We start from the raw sequence: 17,676 nt of genomic DNA on the forward strand, positions 1-17,676 counted from the left end.
CGTTCAATCTGAGCCATGATCAAACTCTTCAATTTAAGTTTGGTTGCTTCGAAAAGCGGCTCAATGAATTGCTGAATTAACTGCTGCAACTAAAAGTTGCTTTGGTCACTTCATCAGACATTGATATCAAAAATTGTTTTTGATGCTCGATGCTGTGAGTGCCCACACAGATTGCTTGATTCAAATTGTTAAAGAGCGGCGCAGCTTTTGGCTGCTGCGGGAGTGGCATTCTACTCAACCGCCTTCTCGAGTCAAGCCTTATTTTCAAAGGCTTTTCGAGGCTACCGACCGGCTTGTTTGCGTTGCCGCTTGCCCTGTCGATGGAGGCGCATTATAGAGACATAGATCACATTGGCAAGCTCTCATCGCAATAAAATTGCAAAAAAATGCCAATTCTTAGTTATTCATATCAAAACACAGTTTTTATACAGACTTACCCACAGGGCAAACCCAGAAAGGGCTCATTCTGCACCCTGTTACCTCCCGTTCCTCTCTGCCCGTCTCCTCTTCGAAGGGTTGCTGACCATATCAATCCACATATAAAGGAAGAGAATCGCAAAGTGACGCTCAGACCAGTCCTGCCTCAGCAACCCAGGCAGCGATCAGCTCGGCTGCCGCCATGGAGCGGCAACCCGATATGTTCTGCCCGGCCCAGAGTGGCGAGAAACCGCTGTCACCCGCCTTTTCGGCTGCGGCACGCAACGGAGCCAATGCGCCGCTGGCATACGGGAAGTCTGGCGGCAGCACCGAAAGGGGGCCGAGTTCCCGCATCAAGCGGTTGACTATCCCCCGCGCCGGACGGCCGCTGAACAGATTGGTCAGTGCGGTGTGTTGGCCATGCCTCCCCTGCAGCGCCGCACGGTGCAGGGGCGAGGTCGTCGCCTCGTGGCAACAGAGGAACGCCGTTCCCACCTGGACTGCGCTGGCCCCCAGTGCCAAGGCAACCTTGATCCCCTTGCCGTCGACTATGCCCCCGGCGGCGATGACAGGCAGATCCACTGCCGCCACTACCTGTGGCAGAAGGGTAAAGGTGCCCTGCTGCAAGCTGAGATCCTCACTCAGGAAGTGGCCGCGATGGCCACCCGCCTCCAGCCCCTGGGCGATGACGGCATCGGCTCCGTGGTCAGCAAGCCACTGCGCTTCTGCCACCGTGGTGGCGCTGGCAAACACTTTTGCGCCTGTGGCTTTTACCTGGGCAAGCAATTCGGGCTCGGGCAAGCCGAAGTGGAAACTGACCACGGCAGGCCTGAACTCTGCAAGCAGGGCCGCATGCTCGTCATTGAAGGGGGCCCGAGAGGGGGCTCGCGACGGCGCAGCGGCATCCACCCCGAACTCGGCGTAATAGGGTAACAGTACCTGGCGCCAGCGCTGCTCCGCTGCCGGTTCCGGCTCATGCTGCCGATGGCAAAAGAAGTTGATGTTGTATGGGCCCGGCCCGCTGGCGGCGAGACGGCTCAGCTCCTGGCGCAGATCGGCACCACTCAGCATGGCGGCAGGCAGGGAGCCCAGTGCCCCCGCACTGGTCGCCGCCATCGCCAGGGCGCTGTCCTGCACGCCCGCCATGGGGGCCTGAATGACGGGATAGCGCATCCCCAGTTCGGCAAAGAGCGTCATATGATGGTTTCCTGTTTCTGATGGTGAGTCTGCCTGTGCGCCAGAGGAGAGTTGAGTCGGCAGAGCGCACCTGACGTGCTGACACGTCGTCTGGCGATATCGCCTGTCCAGTTCCCGGCCAGACATCCTGTCTTCGCTTTCATCCATCAGGCCCCTTGAGGTTCATTGCACATCGGGCCCGCGAAGGGCCTGATGAAGATAACGAGCTCAGCGCACGCTGCGCAGCAGGAAGTCCGGCTGGCCACAGGAGCGGCGCTCCCGCTTCTGCATCTCGTCGGAGCAGGGGACGGCATCCGTTCCCTGCTTGTTGATGCAGATGTAGATCTCCCGCAGGAAGCGGCCCCCATCAGCGCAGGCCACCGTGATGTTATCGGGGGCCAGCCACTCGTTGGCGCTCGCCAGATCAGCCTTGAGCTGGAAGCTGTTTTTTCTCAGCGGCTCTTCCGGCGATTGATAGGCGGCCGGGATCTTCACCTTCTGGCGCAGATCGCTGGCCAATTGGTGAAATGCCTCCTGGCTCAGCCCGGAACAGGTGCCGTGCTTCTCCCATTCATGGCGATAGAGGAAGCGGCTGGGGTAGAGCCCGGCAAACTGCTGCTCCATGTCCACATCCAGCCGCTCGCGGGTGCAGCTGGCGGGGTAGCCGCGCTGATACTGGGGCCAGAGACCGTGCAGCACGAACCCCAGCTTGCGGGCGCACTGCTCCCGATCCCCTGGCTTGATGGCGCAGTGCTCGGGCGACCAGGAGAGTGCCATGGCGTAATAGTCAAACTCCCCCGCATGGCCCTTGCCCTGTGCGGCGGAGATCCACAACAGCGACCCCACCAGCCATACCATGACTTGCTTCATCTCTCGTTCCCCCTCATCTCTTTGCACCCGGTGGCGCCCCATTTTGCGCCCTCATGCTCCCATAACAGGGAGTCAAAGAACAATCGCTCAAAATGGCCTTACTCACTGTGGGTCAGACCAGTAAAAGGTTTCCCCTGCCGGATCAGAGGCGTAAGCTGGCTCTCCGGCGGGCCTTCATGACGCGCCACGTTTCCCCGATTTCATCAGCAACAGGACGTAACATGATCCGCAAGAATCCCTCAGGTCACCTGCCCGTTATCGACGAATCCGCCTATATCGACAAGACCGCCATCATCTGTGGCAAGGTGATCATCAAGGAGAACGTGTTTGTCGGCCCCTATGCCGTGATCCGCGCAGACGAAGTGGACGAGAGCGGTGACATGGAACCCATCGTCATCGGCGCCAACTCCAACATTCAGGATGGCGTCGTCATCCACTCCAAATCCGGCGCTGCCGTCACCATCGGCGAGTTCAGCTCCATCGCCCACCGCAGCATCGTCCACGGCCCCTGCGAAGTGGGTAACCGGGTCTTCATCGGCTTCAACAGCGTGCTGTTCAACTGCCACATCGGCGAAGGGTCCGTGGTGCGCCACAACTCCGTGGTCGATGGCTGCGATATTCCCCCCGGCTTCTATGTTCCCTCCACCACCCGCATCAACCAGCAGAGCGATCTGGCGCAGATCCCGCGCGTCACCGTGGACGCCACCGAGTTCTCCGAGGATGTGGCTCACACCAACATCGACCTGGTCAGGGGTTACAAGGCGCTCTCCAACGAGTTTTGATCCGGCGAGCGGTTCACGACACACAACGGGCGCCACGGCGCCCGTTGTCACAACTGTAAAGAGGGCGAAAAGAGGGTGTAAAGGTGGTTGAGCCGGGCGCACGCGTCGCGTTTGATGGGGGCGTTCCCATCAATGGAGTCATCATCATGTCACGCTATCCTGTCGCCCTTGCCCTGCTGCTGGGCACCACGCTCCTTCATGCCGGCGAGATGCCGCCCCCGATGGGCGCCCGCCAGGGAGGTCCCATGACACCGCCCTCCTCCGTGCTCTATCACGCCAGCAAGCAGGGGGCGGATCCCCAGGCCCTGATCCAGGCGCTGTCCAAAAACATTGATGCCGCCAAGCCGGATACCCGCTACGAGGTCACGGTCAGCGTGCACGAACTGCCGCCCCAGCCACTCAAACCCCAGCCCGCCGGTGCGCCGCTCAAAGGGCAGTGAGATGAGTCTGCACCGCCCTTCACTCTGGCTGCTTGCCATGGCCATCGCCCTGCCCACCATGGCGGGTCCGGGGAACATGGGCAGACCGGGCGGATGGGAGAGCCCTGCCCCGCAGTACGGCCATGGGGCTGGCCCCGGCTTCGGCCACCGCGTCGACAAGCTGCCGGGAGGGGTGGAAACCTTGCTGCTGGCCGGGCTCACCTACTATGTGCTCGACGGCATTTTCTACCGCCGGCAGGAGAACCACTATGTGGTGGTCTCCCCGCCTCCTCAGGTCCTGGTGGTGGCAGATCCAGGGCTCATCCCTCTTGATCTGGATGGCCGCCGCTATTACGTCAGGGAGGGTCACTACTACCTGCGAGAAATAGACGGGCGCTACACCGAGGTGCCGCCGCCAGCGGCACTGCGCTGAATCGCACGGAGGAACAGATACGAGCAGGGGGCCTTGGCCCCCTCTTTCATTACAGGGGTTTTACCCCACTCGGGCCCGAGCCGCGTACCTCAGGACGGGTCATGCAGGGGCAGCGTCATGGTCACTCTCAGCCCCCCCTGTGCACGATTGCGCGCCTGGATGGTGCCCCCCTGCAGAATCACCGCCTTGCGGGCGATGGCGAGCCCGAGCCCGTAGCCCTTGCCCATGCGGGGTGAGCCGATGCGCACGAAGGGGTCGAAGATCCCCGCCAGCTTCCCCTCCTCCACCCCGGGCCCCCGATCGGCGATGGAGAGCTGCACCTCCTGGCCCAGGCGCAGCAGGCGAACACTCACCATCTGGCCCGACTGCGAGAAACGCAGGGCGTTGCGCACCACGTTCTCCACGGCGCGGCGCACCAGCTCCGCATGCCCCAGCAGGAGGCAACCCTCCCCCAGCGCCTGCTCGAGCCCTATCTCGACCCCGGATTGCTGGGCTTCGAACCTGGCATCCTGGACGACGGTCTCTACCAGCGCCAGCAGGTCGTAGTGGCTCTGCTCAAGCCCGTGGCCCTGCTCGGCACGGGAGAGGGTCAGCAGCTCCCCTATCATCCTGTCCATGCGCTCCGTCTCGAGCCGGATCCGCGCCAGGGCGTCGCTTGCCTTCTCCGGGCGCTGCTCTGCCAGACCGATGGCCATCTGGATGCGGGCCAGGGGGGATCGCAGCTCGTGGGAGACGTCGTGAAGCAGTTGCTCGCGCCCCTCGACCAGTTGCTGCAACCGCTCCACCATGAGATCGAACTCCTTCGCCACCTCCGTCAGCTCGTCCCGGCGCCAGCGCAGAGCGGGCCAGAGTCTGACCCCCAGATCCCCCCTGGCTACCCGATCGAAGCTGCGCCGCAGGGCGTTCATGGGCCGGGTCAGGTGCCAGGCGAACAGAATGCTGAACAAGAGTCCCCCCAGGCCGCCAATCCAGAGCATGGGCGGGGGAATGTTGAGCCAGGAGAGGGGGCCGGGGGCCGGCCCGCCGGGGAGGACGCGCTGGTCCGCTCTGGTCTGCAGCAGATAGGTCTGCCCGTCGCTGGCAATCACGGTGCGTGTCAGCACGGTGCCCGGGCCAGGTTCCCCGGAGGCTGGCAGCCTGGATGCCCGGGGCGCTGGCCGGGGAGGCGCATCGGCGGCATCGAGGAGTGTTATCTGCAGCAACGGCGGCGACATGGCCTGACTCAATGCCGTCGCAGCCTCGATTCCCCCCTTTGCCAGCACGGCTGCCGCCATCTCCAGATGCTGGCTCGCCAACTGCTGGGCCAGGTGCTCTTCCGGGGGGTCACGCTCGGCACGAAAACCGAGCCAGAGCAGTTGGCTGACCAGCACGATGGCCAGCCAGAACCCCAGCAGAATCTTCCAGAACAAACGTCCCTTGAGGATCACCGTATCTTGTACCCTATGCTGCGCACCGTCTCTATGGTGACGGCCTCCCCCGCCTTCTGCTGCAGTTTCTGCCTCAGGTTGCAGATGTGCACATCGACGCTGCGATCATAGGCCTCCCGCGGGCGCCCTACCCCTTGCAGGGAGAGGATGTCCTTGGTAACCACCTGCTCCGGTGCTCGCACCAGCAACACCAGCATATTGAACTCGGTGGCGGTCAGCTCCAGCGGCTCCCCCTGCCAGAGACAGACCCGGTTGGCCGGGGTGACCGTCAGATCCCCCAGGATGAGGGCATCCGGCGAGGGGGTTGAGCTCCCCCCCTCGTTGACCCGCCGCAGAACGGCCCGCAGCCGGGCCACCAGCTCCCTGGGATAGCAGGGTTTGGGCACATAGTCATCGGCCCCCATCTCCAGTCCCACCACTCGATCCACGTTGTCCCCCTTGGCGGTCAGCATGATGATCGGCAGGCGGCTGCGCTGGCGCACCTGGCGCAGCACCTCGGTGCCGCTCAAGTCGGGCAGCATCACATCCAGCAGCAGGGCGCTGTAACGGCCGGAGAGGGCATGGTGCACGCCTTCCCCTCCGGTCAGCACCTGGGTGGTATCAAACCCCTCTCCCCCCAGGTATTCACTCAACATGGCGCCCAGTTCGGCATCGTCATCCACCAGCAGGATCTTCATATGCGGTCTCCCTTGTCGGCGGCCATTTTCGCCGCTTGCTCCGCCCTTGGCAGCCATTTTTACGAAACCCTTACGCTTGGCGCAAAGAGCCTTAACCCGGCTCTGGGGTAGAGTGCCGCCGTGATCGTCATTCAGGATACGGTTGTCATGCCCACGTTCTCCCCTCGTCTCTTATGGCTGCTGCCCCTGTGCGCCCTCGCCCTGTTGCTGGCCTGGCGCCCCCAAGCCAAGGCACCCGCCAGCGACTACATCACCGCCAGCGCAAAGGCCCGGGATCTGGAGCAGCTCATCTTGGCGGACGGCACCCTGAAGGCGCGCAAGCAGGTGAGCGTGGGCGCCCAGGTATCGGGCCAGATCAAGAAACTGCACGTGACTTTGGGGCAGGAGGTCAAACAGGGGGATCTGCTGGTCGAGATCGACGATCTGCCCCAGCAGAACGCCCTCAAGGATGCCCTGGCCCAGCGCGACAACCTCCAGGCCCAGCTGGATTCCAAAGAGGCCACCCTTCGCAATGCCCGCCTGGCATACCAGCGCCAGCAGCAGATCGTCGCAAGAGGCCTTGGCAGCACGGCCGACCATGACAGCGCCAAGGCGACCCTGGACGAGACCCTGGCCGATATCCGGGCCCTCAACGCCCAGCGGGTGCAATCCGAGATCGCGGTGGACACAGCCCGGGTCAACCTGGGGTATACCCGGATCCTGGCCCCCTTCTCCGGTACCGTGGTGGCCATGCCGGTGGAGGAGGGGCAGACCCTCAACGCCAGCCAGAGCACCCCCACCCTGCTCAAGATCGCCCAGCTCGATACCATGACGGTGGAGGCCAGGATCTCCGAGGCCGACGTCATCAACGTCCGGGTCGGCATGCCGGTCTATTTCACCATTCTTGGCAACAGCCAGCGCCGCTTCGAGGGTTCCCTGCGGGCCATCGAGCCCGCCCCCGACACCATCAATGACGACGACACCACCACCAGCAGCAGCGACAGCAGCGCCATCTATTATCACGGCCTGTTCGAGGTGCCCAACCAGGACGGTCAGCTCAGGATCAGCATGACGGCCCAGGTCTATCTGGTGGTCGCCCGGCTCAAAGATGCGTTGGTGATCCCGGCCATCGCCGTGCAAGGGGATCAGGTCAGGGTGGTCGACGACGGAGGCCGGATCAGCCTGCGCCGGGTCAAGGTCGGCCTGAACAACAAGGTGGATGCCCAGATCCTGTCGGGCCTGAGCACCGGTGAGCGGGTCATCGTCAGCGAAGTGAGCGCAGGCCAGAGCGACGCCGCCGGGGGCATGCCGCCCCCCATGGGGATGTGACCATGGGCGCCTTGTTGCAACTGCGGGGCATCCGCCGCCACTTCAAAGAGGGTGAGCGCACCGTCACCGTGCTCGATGGCATCGATCTGGCGATCACCCGTGGAGAGATGGTGGCCATCGTCGGCGCTTCGGGCTCCGGCAAATCCACCCTGATGAACCTGCTGGGCTGCCTGGATCAGCCGAGCGAGGGGGCCTATCTGGTGGCCGGGCGCGACACTGCCACCCTCAGCCGGGACGAGCTCGCCGCCCTGCGCCGGGAGCACTTCGGCTTCATTTTCCAGCGTTATCACTTGCTGGCGGATCTCGATGCCCGCACCAATGTGGAGGTGCCCGCCCTCTACGCCGGTCTGGATCCGGCCGAGCGACGCCAGCGGGCCGAGGCCCTGCTGACCCGCTTCGGCCTCGCCAGTCGGCTCGAACACAAGCCAAGCCAGCTCTCCGGCGGCCAGCAGCAGCGGGTCAGCATCGCCCGGGCCCTCATCAATGGCGGCGAGGTGATCCTGGCCGACGAGCCGACCGGGGCCCTCGACAGCCAGAGCGGCGCCGAGGTGATGGCGAGCCTTCAAACCCTGCATCGCCAGGGCCACACCCTGGTGATCGTCACCCACGACATGGAGATCGCCCGCCACGCAGAGCGGATCATCGAACTGAAAGATGGCCGGGTGATCGCCGATCGCCGCACCCGCGAGCCACAGGCCCTTCCCCAGGCGACCCAGGCCGCCACCAAAACGTCCGCCAGGGGGAAGACCCCGCGGATGGCGGGGCTCGGGAATGCCCTGCAGATGGCCCTCAAGGCCATGGTCGCCCAGCGTCTGCGCACCTTTCTCACCATGCTCGGCATCATCATAGGTATCGCCTCGGTGGTGACCGTGGTGGCCCTCGGCCAGGGCTCCCGGGAGCGGGTGCTGGAGAACATCAACGCCATGGGCACCAGCACCCTGGAGGTGTTCCCCGGCCGCGGCTTCGGGGACATGCGCTCCGCTACCATACAGACGTTGCGGATCGGGGACGCCGAGGCCATCGCCCGGCTGGACTACGTGCACAGCGTCACCCCCAGCCTCAGCACCAGCGCCACCCTGCGCCTTGGCAGCACCGCCGTCTCCGGCACCATCAACGGCGTCGGCGCCCAGTTCTTCCAGGTCAGGGGCTATCGCCTGGCCCAGGGCATGGGCTTTGATCGCCAGAGCGAGGAGAGCCTGGCCCAGGAGGTGGTGATCGACGAGCACACCCGGGACAAGCTGTTCGCTCCGACCCAGTCCCCCCTGGGCCAGGTGATCCTGCTGGGGGATCTGCCCTGCCGGGTGATCGGAGTCGCCATCAAGAACCAGAGCGGCTTTGGCAGCGACGAGACCCTCAACGTCTGGATCCCTCATACCACCGCCATGAGCCGCCTGCTGGGGCAGAGCCATCTGCGCAGCATCAGCGTGCGGGTGCGGGACGAGGTGAGCCTGGACGCCGCCCAGGATGGTATCAGCCGCCTGCTCGCCTCGCGCCACGGCAGCCAGGACTTCTTCCTGCTCAACACCGACAGCATCCGCCAGACCATGAGCCAGACCAGCGCCACCCTGACCACGCTGATCGCCCTGATCGCCCTCATCTCGCTCATCGTCGGGGGCATAGGGGTAATGAACATCATGCTGGTCTCGGTCAGCGAGCGCACCCGGGAGATAGGGGTGCGGATGGCGGTCGGTGCCCGGACCCGTGACATCCAGCAACAGTTCCTGATTGAAGCCGTATTGGTCTGCCTGCTGGGTGGCGTGCTCGGCATCGCCCTCTCCCTGCTGCTGGGCCAGCTGTTCGACTACGTCAGCAGCGGTGTCAAGATGAGCTACTCCCTTCCCGCCATGGGGGTGGCTTGTCTGTGCGCCAGCCTGATCGGGGTGATCTTCGGCTTCGCCCCGGCCCGCCGGGCCGCCAGGCTGGATCCCATCCACGCCCTGGAGCGCGAATAGCCCGTATTGACGCCGGGGGGATGCCACCCCGACACCGGATCTGGGGCCCATACCGGCCCCGCCACGAAAGCCTGAACGCCCGCTCTTCTTCCCAGACTGCGCGGGTTCTTTGACCGGGTCCCGTACCCGGTCTTTTTTTGTCTCCCGCCCGCCACACCCACAAAAAAAGCCGCCCGAAGGCGGCTTTTGTCATCACGGGCCAGGCGGTTATCCGGGCCATCAGGCCCCTATGATGCCGCCATCCTCCCGGGTGATGCGCAGCACGGCGGAGCGGGGAATGGCGGAGCCGCCGTCCGGGAAGTGGGAGGGAGCGCCCTCCTCTCCCGGGTGCTGCACCCCGACGAACATAGTGCGCCAGTCCGGGCTGAAGGTGAGGCCCGTTATTTCGCAGGCCACGGGGCCGGTCAGGAAGCGGCGCACCTCGCCACTCGCGGGATCGGCGCACAGCATCTGGTTGTTGCCCATGCCGGCAAACTGCTTCTCGTTGGAGTAGTCGCCGTCTGTCTGGATCCAGAGCCGCCCCGCCTCGTCGAAACCGATGCCGTCCGGGCTGTTGAACATGTTTTCCGGGTGGATGTTGGTACTGCCCGCCATCAGCCCCTCCTTGTGCACGCCGGGGTTACCCGCCAGCAGGAAGAGATCCCACTCGAAGCGATCGCTCCCGTGATCGTCCCCCATCGGGCGCCAGCGGATGATCTGGCCATAGGGGTTCTCGGCCCTGGGGTTGGCGCCATCGAGAGGTTGATTCTCCTTGAGGCCGCGGTTCTTGTTGTTGGTCAGGGTGCAGTAGACCTCGGCTCTGTGGGGATGCACGGCCACCCATTCTGGCCTGTCCATGGTGGTGGCGCCGAGCCGGGTCGCCGCCTCCCGGGCGAAGATGAGCACCTCCCCCTGATCGGCGAAGCCGTTCTCCCGGGTCAGACCGTGCTGGCCGTGCACCAGGGGCAGCCACTGGCCGGTGCCCTTGAGCTCCCCCTCCCTGGCCTCGAACCGGGCCACATAGAGGGTGCCCTCGTCCAGCAGATCCCGGTTGGCGGAGTCATTGCCCGGCGCCACCTTGTTCTTCGAGACGAAGCGATAGATGTGCTCCCCCCGCTCGTCGTCGCCGAGGTAGACCACGGCGCGGCCATCCTGGTTGATGGTGAAGGCCGCATTCTCATGCTTGAAGCGGCCAAGGGCGGTGCGCTTCTTCGGGGTGGAGGCGGGATCCTGCGGGTCTATCTCCACCACCCAGCCGAAGCGGTGCGGCTCCTGGGGATGCTTCGCGAGATCGAACCGCTCGTCAAATTTGTGCCAGCCAAAGCCTGCATCCTCGGCGGCCAGACCGTAGCGGGCGGCGCGCTGGTCCAGCGCCGGCTTGCCCTCGCTGCCGAAGTAGCCGTTGAAGTTCTCCTCGCAGGTGAGGTAGGTCCCCCAAGGGGTCTGGCCATTGGCGCAGTTGTTGAAGGTGCCAAGGGCGGTGCGCCCCTCGGGATCGGCCTGGGTCTTGAGCAGGGCATGGCCCGCCGCCGGGCCGCTCAGGGTCATGGGGGTCGTGGCGGTGATGCGGCGGTTGAGGGCCCCCTTGGGGTTGGCCTGCCACTTGCCATCGATGCGTACCAGCTCCACCAGGGAGACCCCGTGGGCCGCCTGGGCCTTGGCGACGGCGCCGGCACTTAGGGCCTTGCCGCCATCCGCAAACAGGTATTCGTAGTTGGTGTATTCGTTGTTGACGGCGAGCAGGGCGCGATCCGGGCCCAGGGGGAAGAAGCTCATACCGTCGTTGTTGTCGCCAAACTGGCGGGCCTGGGCCTTGGCGTCGTTGCTTTGGGCAAAGGCGGGGGCATCGGGGAAGAGGGCATCTCCCCAGGCGATCAGCACCTCGGCCTTGTAGCCGGGCGGCACCACTATGGTGTCGGCCACCGAGGCGGGCACGGCCTGGAAGCCAAGCAGCGGCCGGGTGGCGGCAGCCACGGCCTGAGCCACGGGGCTCGCGGCAAAGAAGGCCACCATGCTGGCGGCGCCCACCCCTTTGAGGAAGCCACGGCGGCTGAGACCCGCCTCGATGAGGCGGTTGAACGCCGGCTCCTGCTCCCGGGGGTGGTTGGCACTGTCTTTCTCGTCAAAACGGCTCATCGGCTTTTCCTTGTTATCTCGGCGCAATCATTGCGTCATCACGGCGTCCGGTCACAGCATGGCAGCGTTTTATTAAACGAGGATGACAAATGATGAGATAACCGCCTGGCCCGGCAAGACGCCACCGCCAACGACAAGGGGCGGTGGACACCAGTCCCACCGCCCCAAGAGACACATCGCCGACAGAAGCTCTCCCCTCTATCTAGCCGCACGTCTTCAGACTGCTATGCCCGTTTGTACCGGATAGCACCCGCTGACAGCTGGCAGCCTCTAGCCGCACTTCTTCAGGCTGATATGCCAGTTGGCGCCGGATTGCACCTGATGTTTGGCGGCGAAGCTGTCCATGTTCAGGGCCACCGACACCTGCAACAGGCTGTTGAGGTAGACCAGGGGCTGGCCCTCCGGCACATCGCCAAAGCTGCTGACGTAGGGGGCCTTGCCCTCGTATTTCAGCGCATCCCCTTCGCTGATCCTGATGCAGGCGTTATCCCCCTTGTGGATACCCGCCTTGGTCAGCAGGCTGTCGTCGATATTGGTCCAGACGTTGCCGTACTGCACGTCCAGGATCGGAATGGTGCCCTTGAGGGTACCGTCTTGCTCGGCCACCGCGGGCTGATAGGGGATGGTCACCACCTCGGCGGGCAGCAGAGGCCCCACCTGCTCGAAGCTGATGGCACCGGAGGCGAGGCGCGCGCCGGTGTAGGCGTAGACGTCGCGGCCGTGGAAGGTGTAGGACTTCTCGGAGCCCTTGAGGCGGTTGGTCTTCTCGTCTATCTGGCGCACCGCCTCGATGCCGAAGTGCTCCGCGACCAGGGTCAGGGTGCCGTTGTCAGGGCTGACGATGTAGTGGCCGCTCCTGGTCTTGAGTACCACCGACTTGCGTTCGGTGCCGACACCGGGGTCCACCACGCTGACGAAGACGGTGCCCGCGGGCCAGTATTGCAGGGTCTGATAGAGACGGTAGGAGGCTTCCCAGATGTTGTAGGCCGGGATCTCGTGGGTCAGGTCATGGAGCGGCAGGGTGCGGTCCACCCCGAAGGCGACCCCCTTCATGGCCGAGACGGCGCCATCCTTGAGACCGAAGTCGGTCTGGAACACCAGGGCCTCGTTGGCAAGGGCACTCGCCCCCACCAGAGAGAGGGCGAGCACGAGGGCGCGGGGGACGATACGAATATCCATGTCAGGGCTCCTTTAAAGACGTTTGGACGTCCAGATTGCCACTCATGGCGATCTTTGCAACCCCTGATGCCCGAATGGGGGGCGAAATGACTCGCCAATCCGCCCCGTGCGGGTGTATCCATGGGGCATCCAACGCCAGGAGCACATCAGATGACCAGAGAGCATCACGACACCATTTTGCTGAGCCTGGGCAATACCCGAAGCCAGGTCGCGCTCACCGCGGCCGATGGCACCAGCCAGACATTTGCATTGACACTGGGGCTCGATGCCCTGACCCCGGGACCCTTTCGCCAGGATCCACCGACGCCCCTGGAGCTTGAGCAAGCCATCATGGTGGTGGAGGATGTGCTGATGCCCCTCGCGGCACGGATCCCGCCCCACCCCGTGCTGCACCTGCAAAGCCCGGAGCCCCTGGCCGAGGTGCTCGGCAACCGGGTGCAGAGCCGGGAGAACATAGAGCGGTTGTTCGGCCAGCTTGCCGCCATGGTGGAGGGGGATCCCCTGGCATCGGCCCAGTTGCCGAGGGAGAGGCGCGTGGCCGCCGCCCTGCTGATCCTGCGGGAGTGGATGCACCACCTGGATGCCGGGAGCGTCGTCCTGGTCGATGGGTGATGCCCTGTCACACAGCGGGTTCGAAGCGCCGCCGAGACACCGCCCAGGCCAACCAGAGGCTTGTCAGGGTGCTGCCGACGAAGAGCAGATCCAGCGCGACGCCAAGACCGGCCCCGTCGCTCACCCAGCCCAGCAACACGGGTACCCAGTTCGCCACATAGGCGATCACATAGAAAAGGGAGAGCAGCCGCGCGTGGCTGGCCGGGGGCGCGATGCGATTGATCAGGGTCGCACTGCCCACGAACACGGCCCCCTGGGCATAGCCCGCCACCAGCAGCCCGAGTCCCGCCAGCCAGCTGGGCAGGCCGTGAACGGCCCCGGCAAAGAGCAGCACGCACAGCGCCAGGGCCAGCACGCCACTTTGCAGGGTATGGCGGGCATCGAGGCGACGGGCCCAGAGCTGGCAAAGCCCAGAGAAGACCAGATAGGTCGCGACAAGATAGCCGAACAACCCCAGATCCGTCATGCCCAGCATCTCGCTCACCACCTTGGGACCCATGGCCAGCAAGCTGGCCGCCACCGCCCAGGCGGTGAAAAGCGCCAGGGCGCAAAGGAAGAACCCGGCCCCTGTGGCCCTGAGCCCCTCTCCCAGGGATCCGCCACCCTGCCTGCTCGGGGCAGCCTCCGTCGCCCTCGCCCCTTTGGGCCAGCTCAACACCAGCCCCCCGATGGCGCAGCCCGCCATCCCCAGGATCAGCAGAAACGGCAGCGTGGTCGGGTAGAGATCCTGCTGCAGCGCCAGCCCGCTGAACACGGGGCCAAGGGCCAGTCCGGCGGTGAAAGACAATGTGGCGCTCAGCGCCGCCCGCTTGCCCCCATCCCTGGGGCCAAAACGCAGCAGCGCCACATTGGCGGCACCGGTCAGGCTGCCCGTGCCAATCCCGGCCAGCAGCCGCGCCAGCAAAAGGGTCCAGAAGCTGTCGGCCAGGGAGAAGAGCAGTGCCCCGCCCCCGACCGCCACCAGGGCAGGCAGGATCAGGGTGCGCAGATCCGCCACTCGTCCTGCCAGGTTGCCCACCCCGAACAAGGCGATGAGCACGCCCCCCGCATAGCCGCCATAGATGAGGCTGAGGCCGAGATCGCTTAGAGCCAGCGCCGCCTGGTAATGGGGATAGAGCGGGGTAGGCACGCTGCTGTTGAGCAGGGCCGACATCAGGGCGAGGGAGAGAAACCAGCGCAGACGAGGATGGACAACCTGACCTGGCTCGCAAGCCGGGACGCTTGAGACAGACATGGACACTCCAGTGGCAGACGAATGAAACCGCAATCGGGAGCGACATCATAGCGATCCCGCCCACCCCGGACTGCGGCAGTTCTGCATCACGCCGACTCAATCCTGCATCACGTCGAGGTGGCGCGCGCCCTTGGCCGGGGAGCCGCAGGCACGCACCGGACCCGGTCTATCCCCTTGTGCTGCCATCCCCGCTGGCATCTAATATTGCGGCGCCAATCGGGCGTTCTGCTTGAGTGAGGAGCAAGCATGATCAACTGGGACGATGCCCGCTTCTTCCTGGCCCTGGCACGGCGGGGCAGCCTGCGACAGGCCGGACTCGAGCTCGGGGTGGATCAGGCCACCGTCGGGCGGCGGATCACCCTGCTCGAGCAGCAGCTGGGGGCCAAGCTGTTTATCCGCACCCCCAGACACTATCGGCTCAGCCCCCTCGGGGAAGCGCTGCAGCCCCAGGCCGAGGCCATGGCGCAGGCGGCCCTGGCCATGATGCGCACCGCAAGCCTGGGGGAGCTGGAAGGGGAGGTTTGCATCGCCACTACGGATACCCTGGCCCAGGGCTTCGTGCTGCCCGCGTTCACCCTGCTGCGCCAGCGCCACCCCGGCATCCGCCTCAAGTTGCTGACCGCCGTCAGCGTGAGCGACATCCCCAATCAGGAGGCAGATCTCGCCATTCGCAGCGTGCGTCCCGAGCAGGGAGATCTCGTGGTCAAACGGCTCGCCACCATCAAGATGGGGCTCTACGCCTCTCCCGACTACCTGGCCAGGCGAGGCACGCCCCGCTCGGGTCAGGCACTGCAAGAGCACGACCTGTTGCTCTTTCCCAGAGAGCTGGTGGCCCGTCACTGGCTGAGTCTGTGCGGCGAACCGCTCCACGAGCCCAACGTGGTCCTGCAGAGCAATGCCCAGCTGGTGCTGATGGCCGCCGCCCGGCAGGGGCTGGGCATCGCCCTGCTCTCCACCTTCCTCGCCGAAGAAGACCCCGCCCTGGTGCGCCTGCTGCCCGGCCAGCACGATCCCATCGACATCTGGATGGTGCTGCACCCGGACGTGCAGAAGACGGGCCGAATGCGCGCCCTGGTGGCAGCCCTGGAGGAGGTGTTCCTGCCCCTGCAACAGACCCGGTCACCCGCCACCCCCTGTCAAACGCACAGGGATTGAGCGGGTATGCCCCCCATACGGGGCACTTTCTTCGCAACGAACCATGTTAGAGTCCGCCGCTGTTTTTTCCTTTGATAACGGGGCCTTACATGAAGAAGTTTGTTGTTTCATCCAGTGTCATCCTGATGGCGGGCTTGCTGACAGCCTGTGCGAGCGAGTCGTCGCGCACCCTGGAGGTACCCAAGGTTGCCTCCTATCAGAGCCACTATCAGGGCGCACGCAGCCCCATCGCCGTCGGCAAGTTCGACAACCGTTCCAGCTACATGCGTGGCATCTTCTCCGACGGCGTGGACCGGCTGGGCAACCAGGCGAAAACCGTGCTGATCACCCACCTGCAGCAGACCGGCCGCTTCAGCGTGCTGGATCGCGACAACATGGCGGAAATCCAGGCCGAAGCCGGGATCAAGCAACAGGCTCAGCAACTCAAGGGCGCCGACTACGTGGTCACCGGCGACGTCACCGAGTTTGGTCGCAAGGAAGTCGGTGATCATCAGCTGTTTGGCATCCTGGGTCGCGGCAAGTCACAGATCGCCTATGCCAAGGTCAACCTGAACATCGTCAACGTCACCACCTCGGAAGTGGTCTTCTCTTCCCAGGGTGCCGGGGAGTACGAACTCTCCAACCGCGAGATCGTCGGCTTCGGCGGCACCGCCAGCTACGACTCCACCCTGAACGGCAAGGTGCTGGATCTCGCCATCCGCGAGGCCGTCAACAATCTGGTGAACGGCATCGAGACCGGTGCCTGGCGCCCGGCTCAGTGAGGAGAGACGAGATGACGCTGTTCCGTCCTTCCCTGCTGCTGGTCAGCGGCCTGCTGCTGAGCGCCTGCGCCCAGGGGCCGCAGACGCTCTACAACTGGGATCAATATCAGGGAGTGGTTTACCAGCACATGCAGGGTGACGACACCGGGGTCGAAGCGCAGATCGATGCGCTGGAGAAAAACCAGCAAGAAGCGAGCGCCAAGGGGCAGGCTGTGCCACCGGGCTTTCACGCTCACCTCGGCATGCTGTACGCCCAGCTCGGCAAGGATGCCCAGACTCGCGAGCAGTTCGAAACCGAGAAGCGCCTCTTCCCCGAATCGGCCCCCTTCATGAACTTCCTGATGTCCAACAAGAAGGGAGAGACCCAATGACCCTACGCACCCTCCTTGCCCTCACGCTGGGCGCCCTCCTCCTGGGCGGCTGTGCACAGGGCCCCGGCTACGACTACAGCAACTTCAAGGAGAGCAGACCAACCTCCATTCTGGTGCTGCCGCCGGTGAATCACTCGCCGGACATCAAGGCGGGCCCCAGCCTGCAATCCCAGATCACCTATCCGCTCGCCGAGTCCGGCTATTACGTGCTGCCGGTGGCGGTCACCAACGAGACGTTCCGGCAGAACGGCGTGACCGAGCCCGCCGACATCCAGGCGCTGCCCATCAAGAAGCTCCACGAGATCTACGGTGCCGATACCGCCCTCTACCTCGACATCAAGGAGTACGGCACCAGCTATCTGGTCATCTCCAGCGAGACAGTGGTCACCGCCAGTGCCCGCCTGGTGGATCTGCGCACCGGCAAGCTGCTGTGGGAAGGCAGTGCCAGCGCCAGCAGTGCCGAGCAGCAGGGCAATTCGGGGGGCGGCCTCATCGGCATGCTGGTGGTGGCGGTGGTCAATCAGATTGCCAACACCCTGACCGACAAGGGCCATGAAATCGCCGGCATCACCAGCGTCAGGCTGCTCAGTGCCGACATGCCCAACGGCATCCTCCCTGGCCCCCGCTCGCCGAAATACCAGGCTCGCTAAGGCGTGTCGTCTCACTCCACGCAAGAGGGCGCCATGCCCTCTTGTTTCAGTCCCCCCCCTTCCCCCGCCCACCATCGAATGCGATCTTATCGTCTATCTTTTTGATATTGCTGGCTCATTTTTGTGCACACCCCATGG

The 17,676-nt window shown here is 64.6% G+C and carries 17 protein-coding genes; 10 read left to right on the top strand and 7 right to left on the bottom strand.

Translation table 11 applies throughout. The features are described 5' to 3' along the window. Positions 1 to 567 precede the first annotated feature (567 nt). The gene (locus tag AB5Y68_RS05570; RefSeq protein WP_039041313.1) at positions 568 to 1,614 is read right to left on the bottom strand and encodes a nitronate monooxygenase family protein; all 1,047 of its coding nucleotides are present in this window, start codon (positions 1,612 to 1,614) and stop codon (positions 568 to 570) included. 207 nt (positions 1,615 to 1,821) lie between these two features. After that, complete coding sequence (locus AB5Y68_RS05575) at positions 1,822 to 2,463, bottom strand: ribonuclease (RefSeq protein ID WP_039041312.1); 642 nt, start codon at positions 2,461 to 2,463, stop codon at positions 1,822 to 1,824. A gap of 221 nt (positions 2,464 to 2,684) precedes the next feature. Here AB5Y68_RS05575 and AB5Y68_RS05580 point away from each other — a divergent pair, with 221 nt between their 5' ends. From AB5Y68_RS05580 to AB5Y68_RS05590, 3 genes are all read left to right on the top strand, one after another. After that, positions 2,685 to 3,245, top strand: a complete 561-nt coding sequence (locus tag AB5Y68_RS05580) for a carbonate dehydratase (protein ID WP_010672952.1) — start codon at positions 2,685 to 2,687, stop codon at positions 3,243 to 3,245. 146 nt (positions 3,246 to 3,391) lie between these two features. Then, a complete protein-coding gene (locus tag AB5Y68_RS05585) occupies positions 3,392 to 3,685 on the top strand; it encodes a hypothetical protein (protein ID WP_039041311.1) in 294 nt (97 codons plus the stop codon). A gap of 1 nt (position 3,686) precedes the next feature. Further along, positions 3,687 to 4,097, top strand: a complete 411-nt coding sequence (locus tag AB5Y68_RS05590) for a DUF6515 family protein (RefSeq protein WP_039041310.1) — start codon at positions 3,687 to 3,689, stop codon at positions 4,095 to 4,097. 89 nt (positions 4,098 to 4,186) lie between these two features. Here the strand turns inward: AB5Y68_RS05590 and AB5Y68_RS05595 are convergent, their stop codons facing one another. Next, on the bottom strand, positions 4,187 to 5,506 hold the full coding sequence (locus AB5Y68_RS05595) for an ATP-binding protein (protein WP_234704050.1): 1,320 nt from the start codon (positions 5,504 to 5,506) through the stop codon (positions 4,187 to 4,189). A 14-nt stretch (positions 5,507 to 5,520) separates the two neighbouring features. Continuing rightward, positions 5,521 to 6,201, bottom strand: a complete 681-nt coding sequence (locus tag AB5Y68_RS05600; RefSeq protein ID WP_039041308.1) for a response regulator transcription factor — start codon at positions 6,199 to 6,201, stop codon at positions 5,521 to 5,523. 147 nt (positions 6,202 to 6,348) lie between these two features. Between AB5Y68_RS05600 and AB5Y68_RS05605 the strand changes: the two genes are divergently transcribed. Next, the gene (locus AB5Y68_RS05605) at positions 6,349 to 7,509 is read left to right on the top strand and encodes an efflux RND transporter periplasmic adaptor subunit (protein WP_039041307.1); all 1,161 of its coding nucleotides are present in this window, start codon (positions 6,349 to 6,351) and stop codon (positions 7,507 to 7,509) included. 2 nt (positions 7,510 to 7,511) lie between these two features. Continuing rightward, positions 7,512 to 9,461: a MacB family efflux pump subunit gene (locus AB5Y68_RS05610; RefSeq protein ID WP_039041306.1), complete on the top strand. Its 1,950-nt coding sequence runs from the start codon at positions 7,512 to 7,514 to the stop codon at positions 9,459 to 9,461. Between the two features lie 219 nt (positions 9,462 to 9,680). Here the strand turns inward: AB5Y68_RS05610 and AB5Y68_RS05615 are convergent, their stop codons facing one another. Further along, entirely contained in the window at positions 9,681 to 11,576 is a 1,896-nt protein-coding gene (locus AB5Y68_RS05615) for a PhoX family phosphatase (protein WP_039041305.1), read from the bottom strand. Between the two features lie 270 nt (positions 11,577 to 11,846). Next, positions 11,847 to 12,755 carry an S-adenosyl-l-methionine hydroxide adenosyltransferase family protein gene (locus AB5Y68_RS05620; protein ID WP_039041304.1) on the bottom strand — a complete coding sequence of 303 codons (909 nt, stop codon included), beginning with the start codon at positions 12,753 to 12,755 and terminating at the stop codon, positions 11,847 to 11,849. A 150-nt stretch (positions 12,756 to 12,905) separates the two neighbouring features. Between AB5Y68_RS05620 and AB5Y68_RS05625 the strand changes: the two genes are divergently transcribed. Next, positions 12,906 to 13,367 (top strand): hypothetical protein, encoded by a 462-nt coding sequence (locus AB5Y68_RS05625; RefSeq protein WP_039041303.1) that lies wholly within the window; start codon positions 12,906 to 12,908, stop codon positions 13,365 to 13,367. A 7-nt stretch (positions 13,368 to 13,374) separates the two neighbouring features. Here the strand turns inward: AB5Y68_RS05625 and AB5Y68_RS05630 are convergent, their stop codons facing one another. Next, positions 13,375 to 14,601, bottom strand: coding sequence for an MFS transporter (locus AB5Y68_RS05630; RefSeq protein WP_039041302.1), 1,227 nt, complete (start codon positions 14,599 to 14,601; stop codon positions 13,375 to 13,377). 246 nt (positions 14,602 to 14,847) lie between these two features. Here AB5Y68_RS05630 and AB5Y68_RS05635 point away from each other — a divergent pair, with 246 nt between their 5' ends. The 4 genes from AB5Y68_RS05635 to AB5Y68_RS05650 all read left to right on the top strand — a co-directional run bounded on the left by AB5Y68_RS05635 (position 14,848) and on the right by AB5Y68_RS05650 (position 17,538). Further along, positions 14,848 to 15,756, top strand: a complete 909-nt coding sequence (locus AB5Y68_RS05635; RefSeq protein WP_039041301.1) for a LysR family transcriptional regulator — start codon at positions 14,848 to 14,850, stop codon at positions 15,754 to 15,756. A gap of 89 nt (positions 15,757 to 15,845) precedes the next feature. Next, positions 15,846 to 16,517: a CsgG/HfaB family protein gene (locus tag AB5Y68_RS05640; protein WP_029313711.1), complete on the top strand. Its 672-nt coding sequence runs from the start codon at positions 15,846 to 15,848 to the stop codon at positions 16,515 to 16,517. 11 nt (positions 16,518 to 16,528) lie between these two features. Next, the gene (locus AB5Y68_RS05645; protein ID WP_010672939.1) at positions 16,529 to 16,888 is read left to right on the top strand and encodes a DUF4810 domain-containing protein; all 360 of its coding nucleotides are present in this window, start codon (positions 16,529 to 16,531) and stop codon (positions 16,886 to 16,888) included. After that, positions 16,885 to 17,538, top strand: a complete 654-nt coding sequence (locus tag AB5Y68_RS05650; RefSeq protein ID WP_039041300.1) for a DUF799 domain-containing protein — start codon at positions 16,885 to 16,887, stop codon at positions 17,536 to 17,538. The genes AB5Y68_RS05645 and AB5Y68_RS05650 overlap by 4 nt, the downstream gene beginning before the upstream one ends. Positions 17,539 to 17,676 lie beyond the last annotated feature (138 nt).

Origin of the sequence: Aeromonas sp. R6-1, from assembly GCF_040908165.1 — a bacterium.
Lineage (GTDB): Bacteria > Pseudomonadota > Gammaproteobacteria > Enterobacterales > Aeromonadaceae > Aeromonas > Aeromonas caviae.

What these genes read in the sequence shown, in the direction of transcription:
- AB5Y68_RS05635 (WP_039041301.1), top strand. Translation starts at nt 14,848, where the DNA reads ATGATCAACTGGGACGATGCCCGCTTCTTCCTGGCCCTGGCACGGCGG.
- AB5Y68_RS05585 (WP_039041311.1), top strand. Translation starts at nt 3,392, where the DNA reads ATGTCACGCTATCCTGTCGCCCTTGCCCTGCTGCTGGGCACCACGCTC.
- AB5Y68_RS05640 (WP_029313711.1), top strand. Translation starts at nt 15,846, where the DNA reads ATGAAGAAGTTTGTTGTTTCATCCAGTGTCATCCTGATGGCGGGCTTG.
- AB5Y68_RS05650 (WP_039041300.1), top strand. Translation starts at nt 16,885, where the DNA reads ATGACCCTACGCACCCTCCTTGCCCTCACGCTGGGCGCCCTCCTCCTG.
- AB5Y68_RS05570 (WP_039041313.1), bottom strand. Translation starts at nt 1,614, where the DNA reads ATGACGCTCTTTGCCGAACTGGGGATGCGCTATCCCGTCATTCAGGCC.
- AB5Y68_RS05615 (WP_039041305.1), bottom strand. Translation starts at nt 11,576, where the DNA reads ATGAGCCGTTTTGACGAGAAAGACAGTGCCAACCACCCCCGGGAGCAG.
- AB5Y68_RS05610 (WP_039041306.1), top strand. Translation starts at nt 7,512, where the DNA reads ATGGGCGCCTTGTTGCAACTGCGGGGCATCCGCCGCCACTTCAAAGAG.
- AB5Y68_RS05590 (WP_039041310.1), top strand. Translation starts at nt 3,687, where the DNA reads ATGAGTCTGCACCGCCCTTCACTCTGGCTGCTTGCCATGGCCATCGCC.
- AB5Y68_RS05625 (WP_039041303.1), top strand. Translation starts at nt 12,906, where the DNA reads ATGACCAGAGAGCATCACGACACCATTTTGCTGAGCCTGGGCAATACC.
- AB5Y68_RS05620 (WP_039041304.1), bottom strand. Translation starts at nt 12,755, where the DNA reads ATGGATATTCGTATCGTCCCCCGCGCCCTCGTGCTCGCCCTCTCTCTG.
- AB5Y68_RS05575 (WP_039041312.1), bottom strand. Translation starts at nt 2,463, where the DNA reads ATGAAGCAAGTCATGGTATGGCTGGTGGGGTCGCTGTTGTGGATCTCC.
- AB5Y68_RS05645 (WP_010672939.1), top strand. Translation starts at nt 16,529, where the DNA reads ATGACGCTGTTCCGTCCTTCCCTGCTGCTGGTCAGCGGCCTGCTGCTG.
- AB5Y68_RS05605 (WP_039041307.1), top strand. Translation starts at nt 6,349, where the DNA reads ATGCCCACGTTCTCCCCTCGTCTCTTATGGCTGCTGCCCCTGTGCGCC.
- AB5Y68_RS05600 (WP_039041308.1), bottom strand. Translation starts at nt 6,201, where the DNA reads ATGAAGATCCTGCTGGTGGATGACGATGCCGAACTGGGCGCCATGTTG.
- AB5Y68_RS05630 (WP_039041302.1), bottom strand. Translation starts at nt 14,601, where the DNA reads ATGTCTGTCTCAAGCGTCCCGGCTTGCGAGCCAGGTCAGGTTGTCCAT.
- AB5Y68_RS05580 (WP_010672952.1), top strand. Translation starts at nt 2,685, where the DNA reads ATGATCCGCAAGAATCCCTCAGGTCACCTGCCCGTTATCGACGAATCC.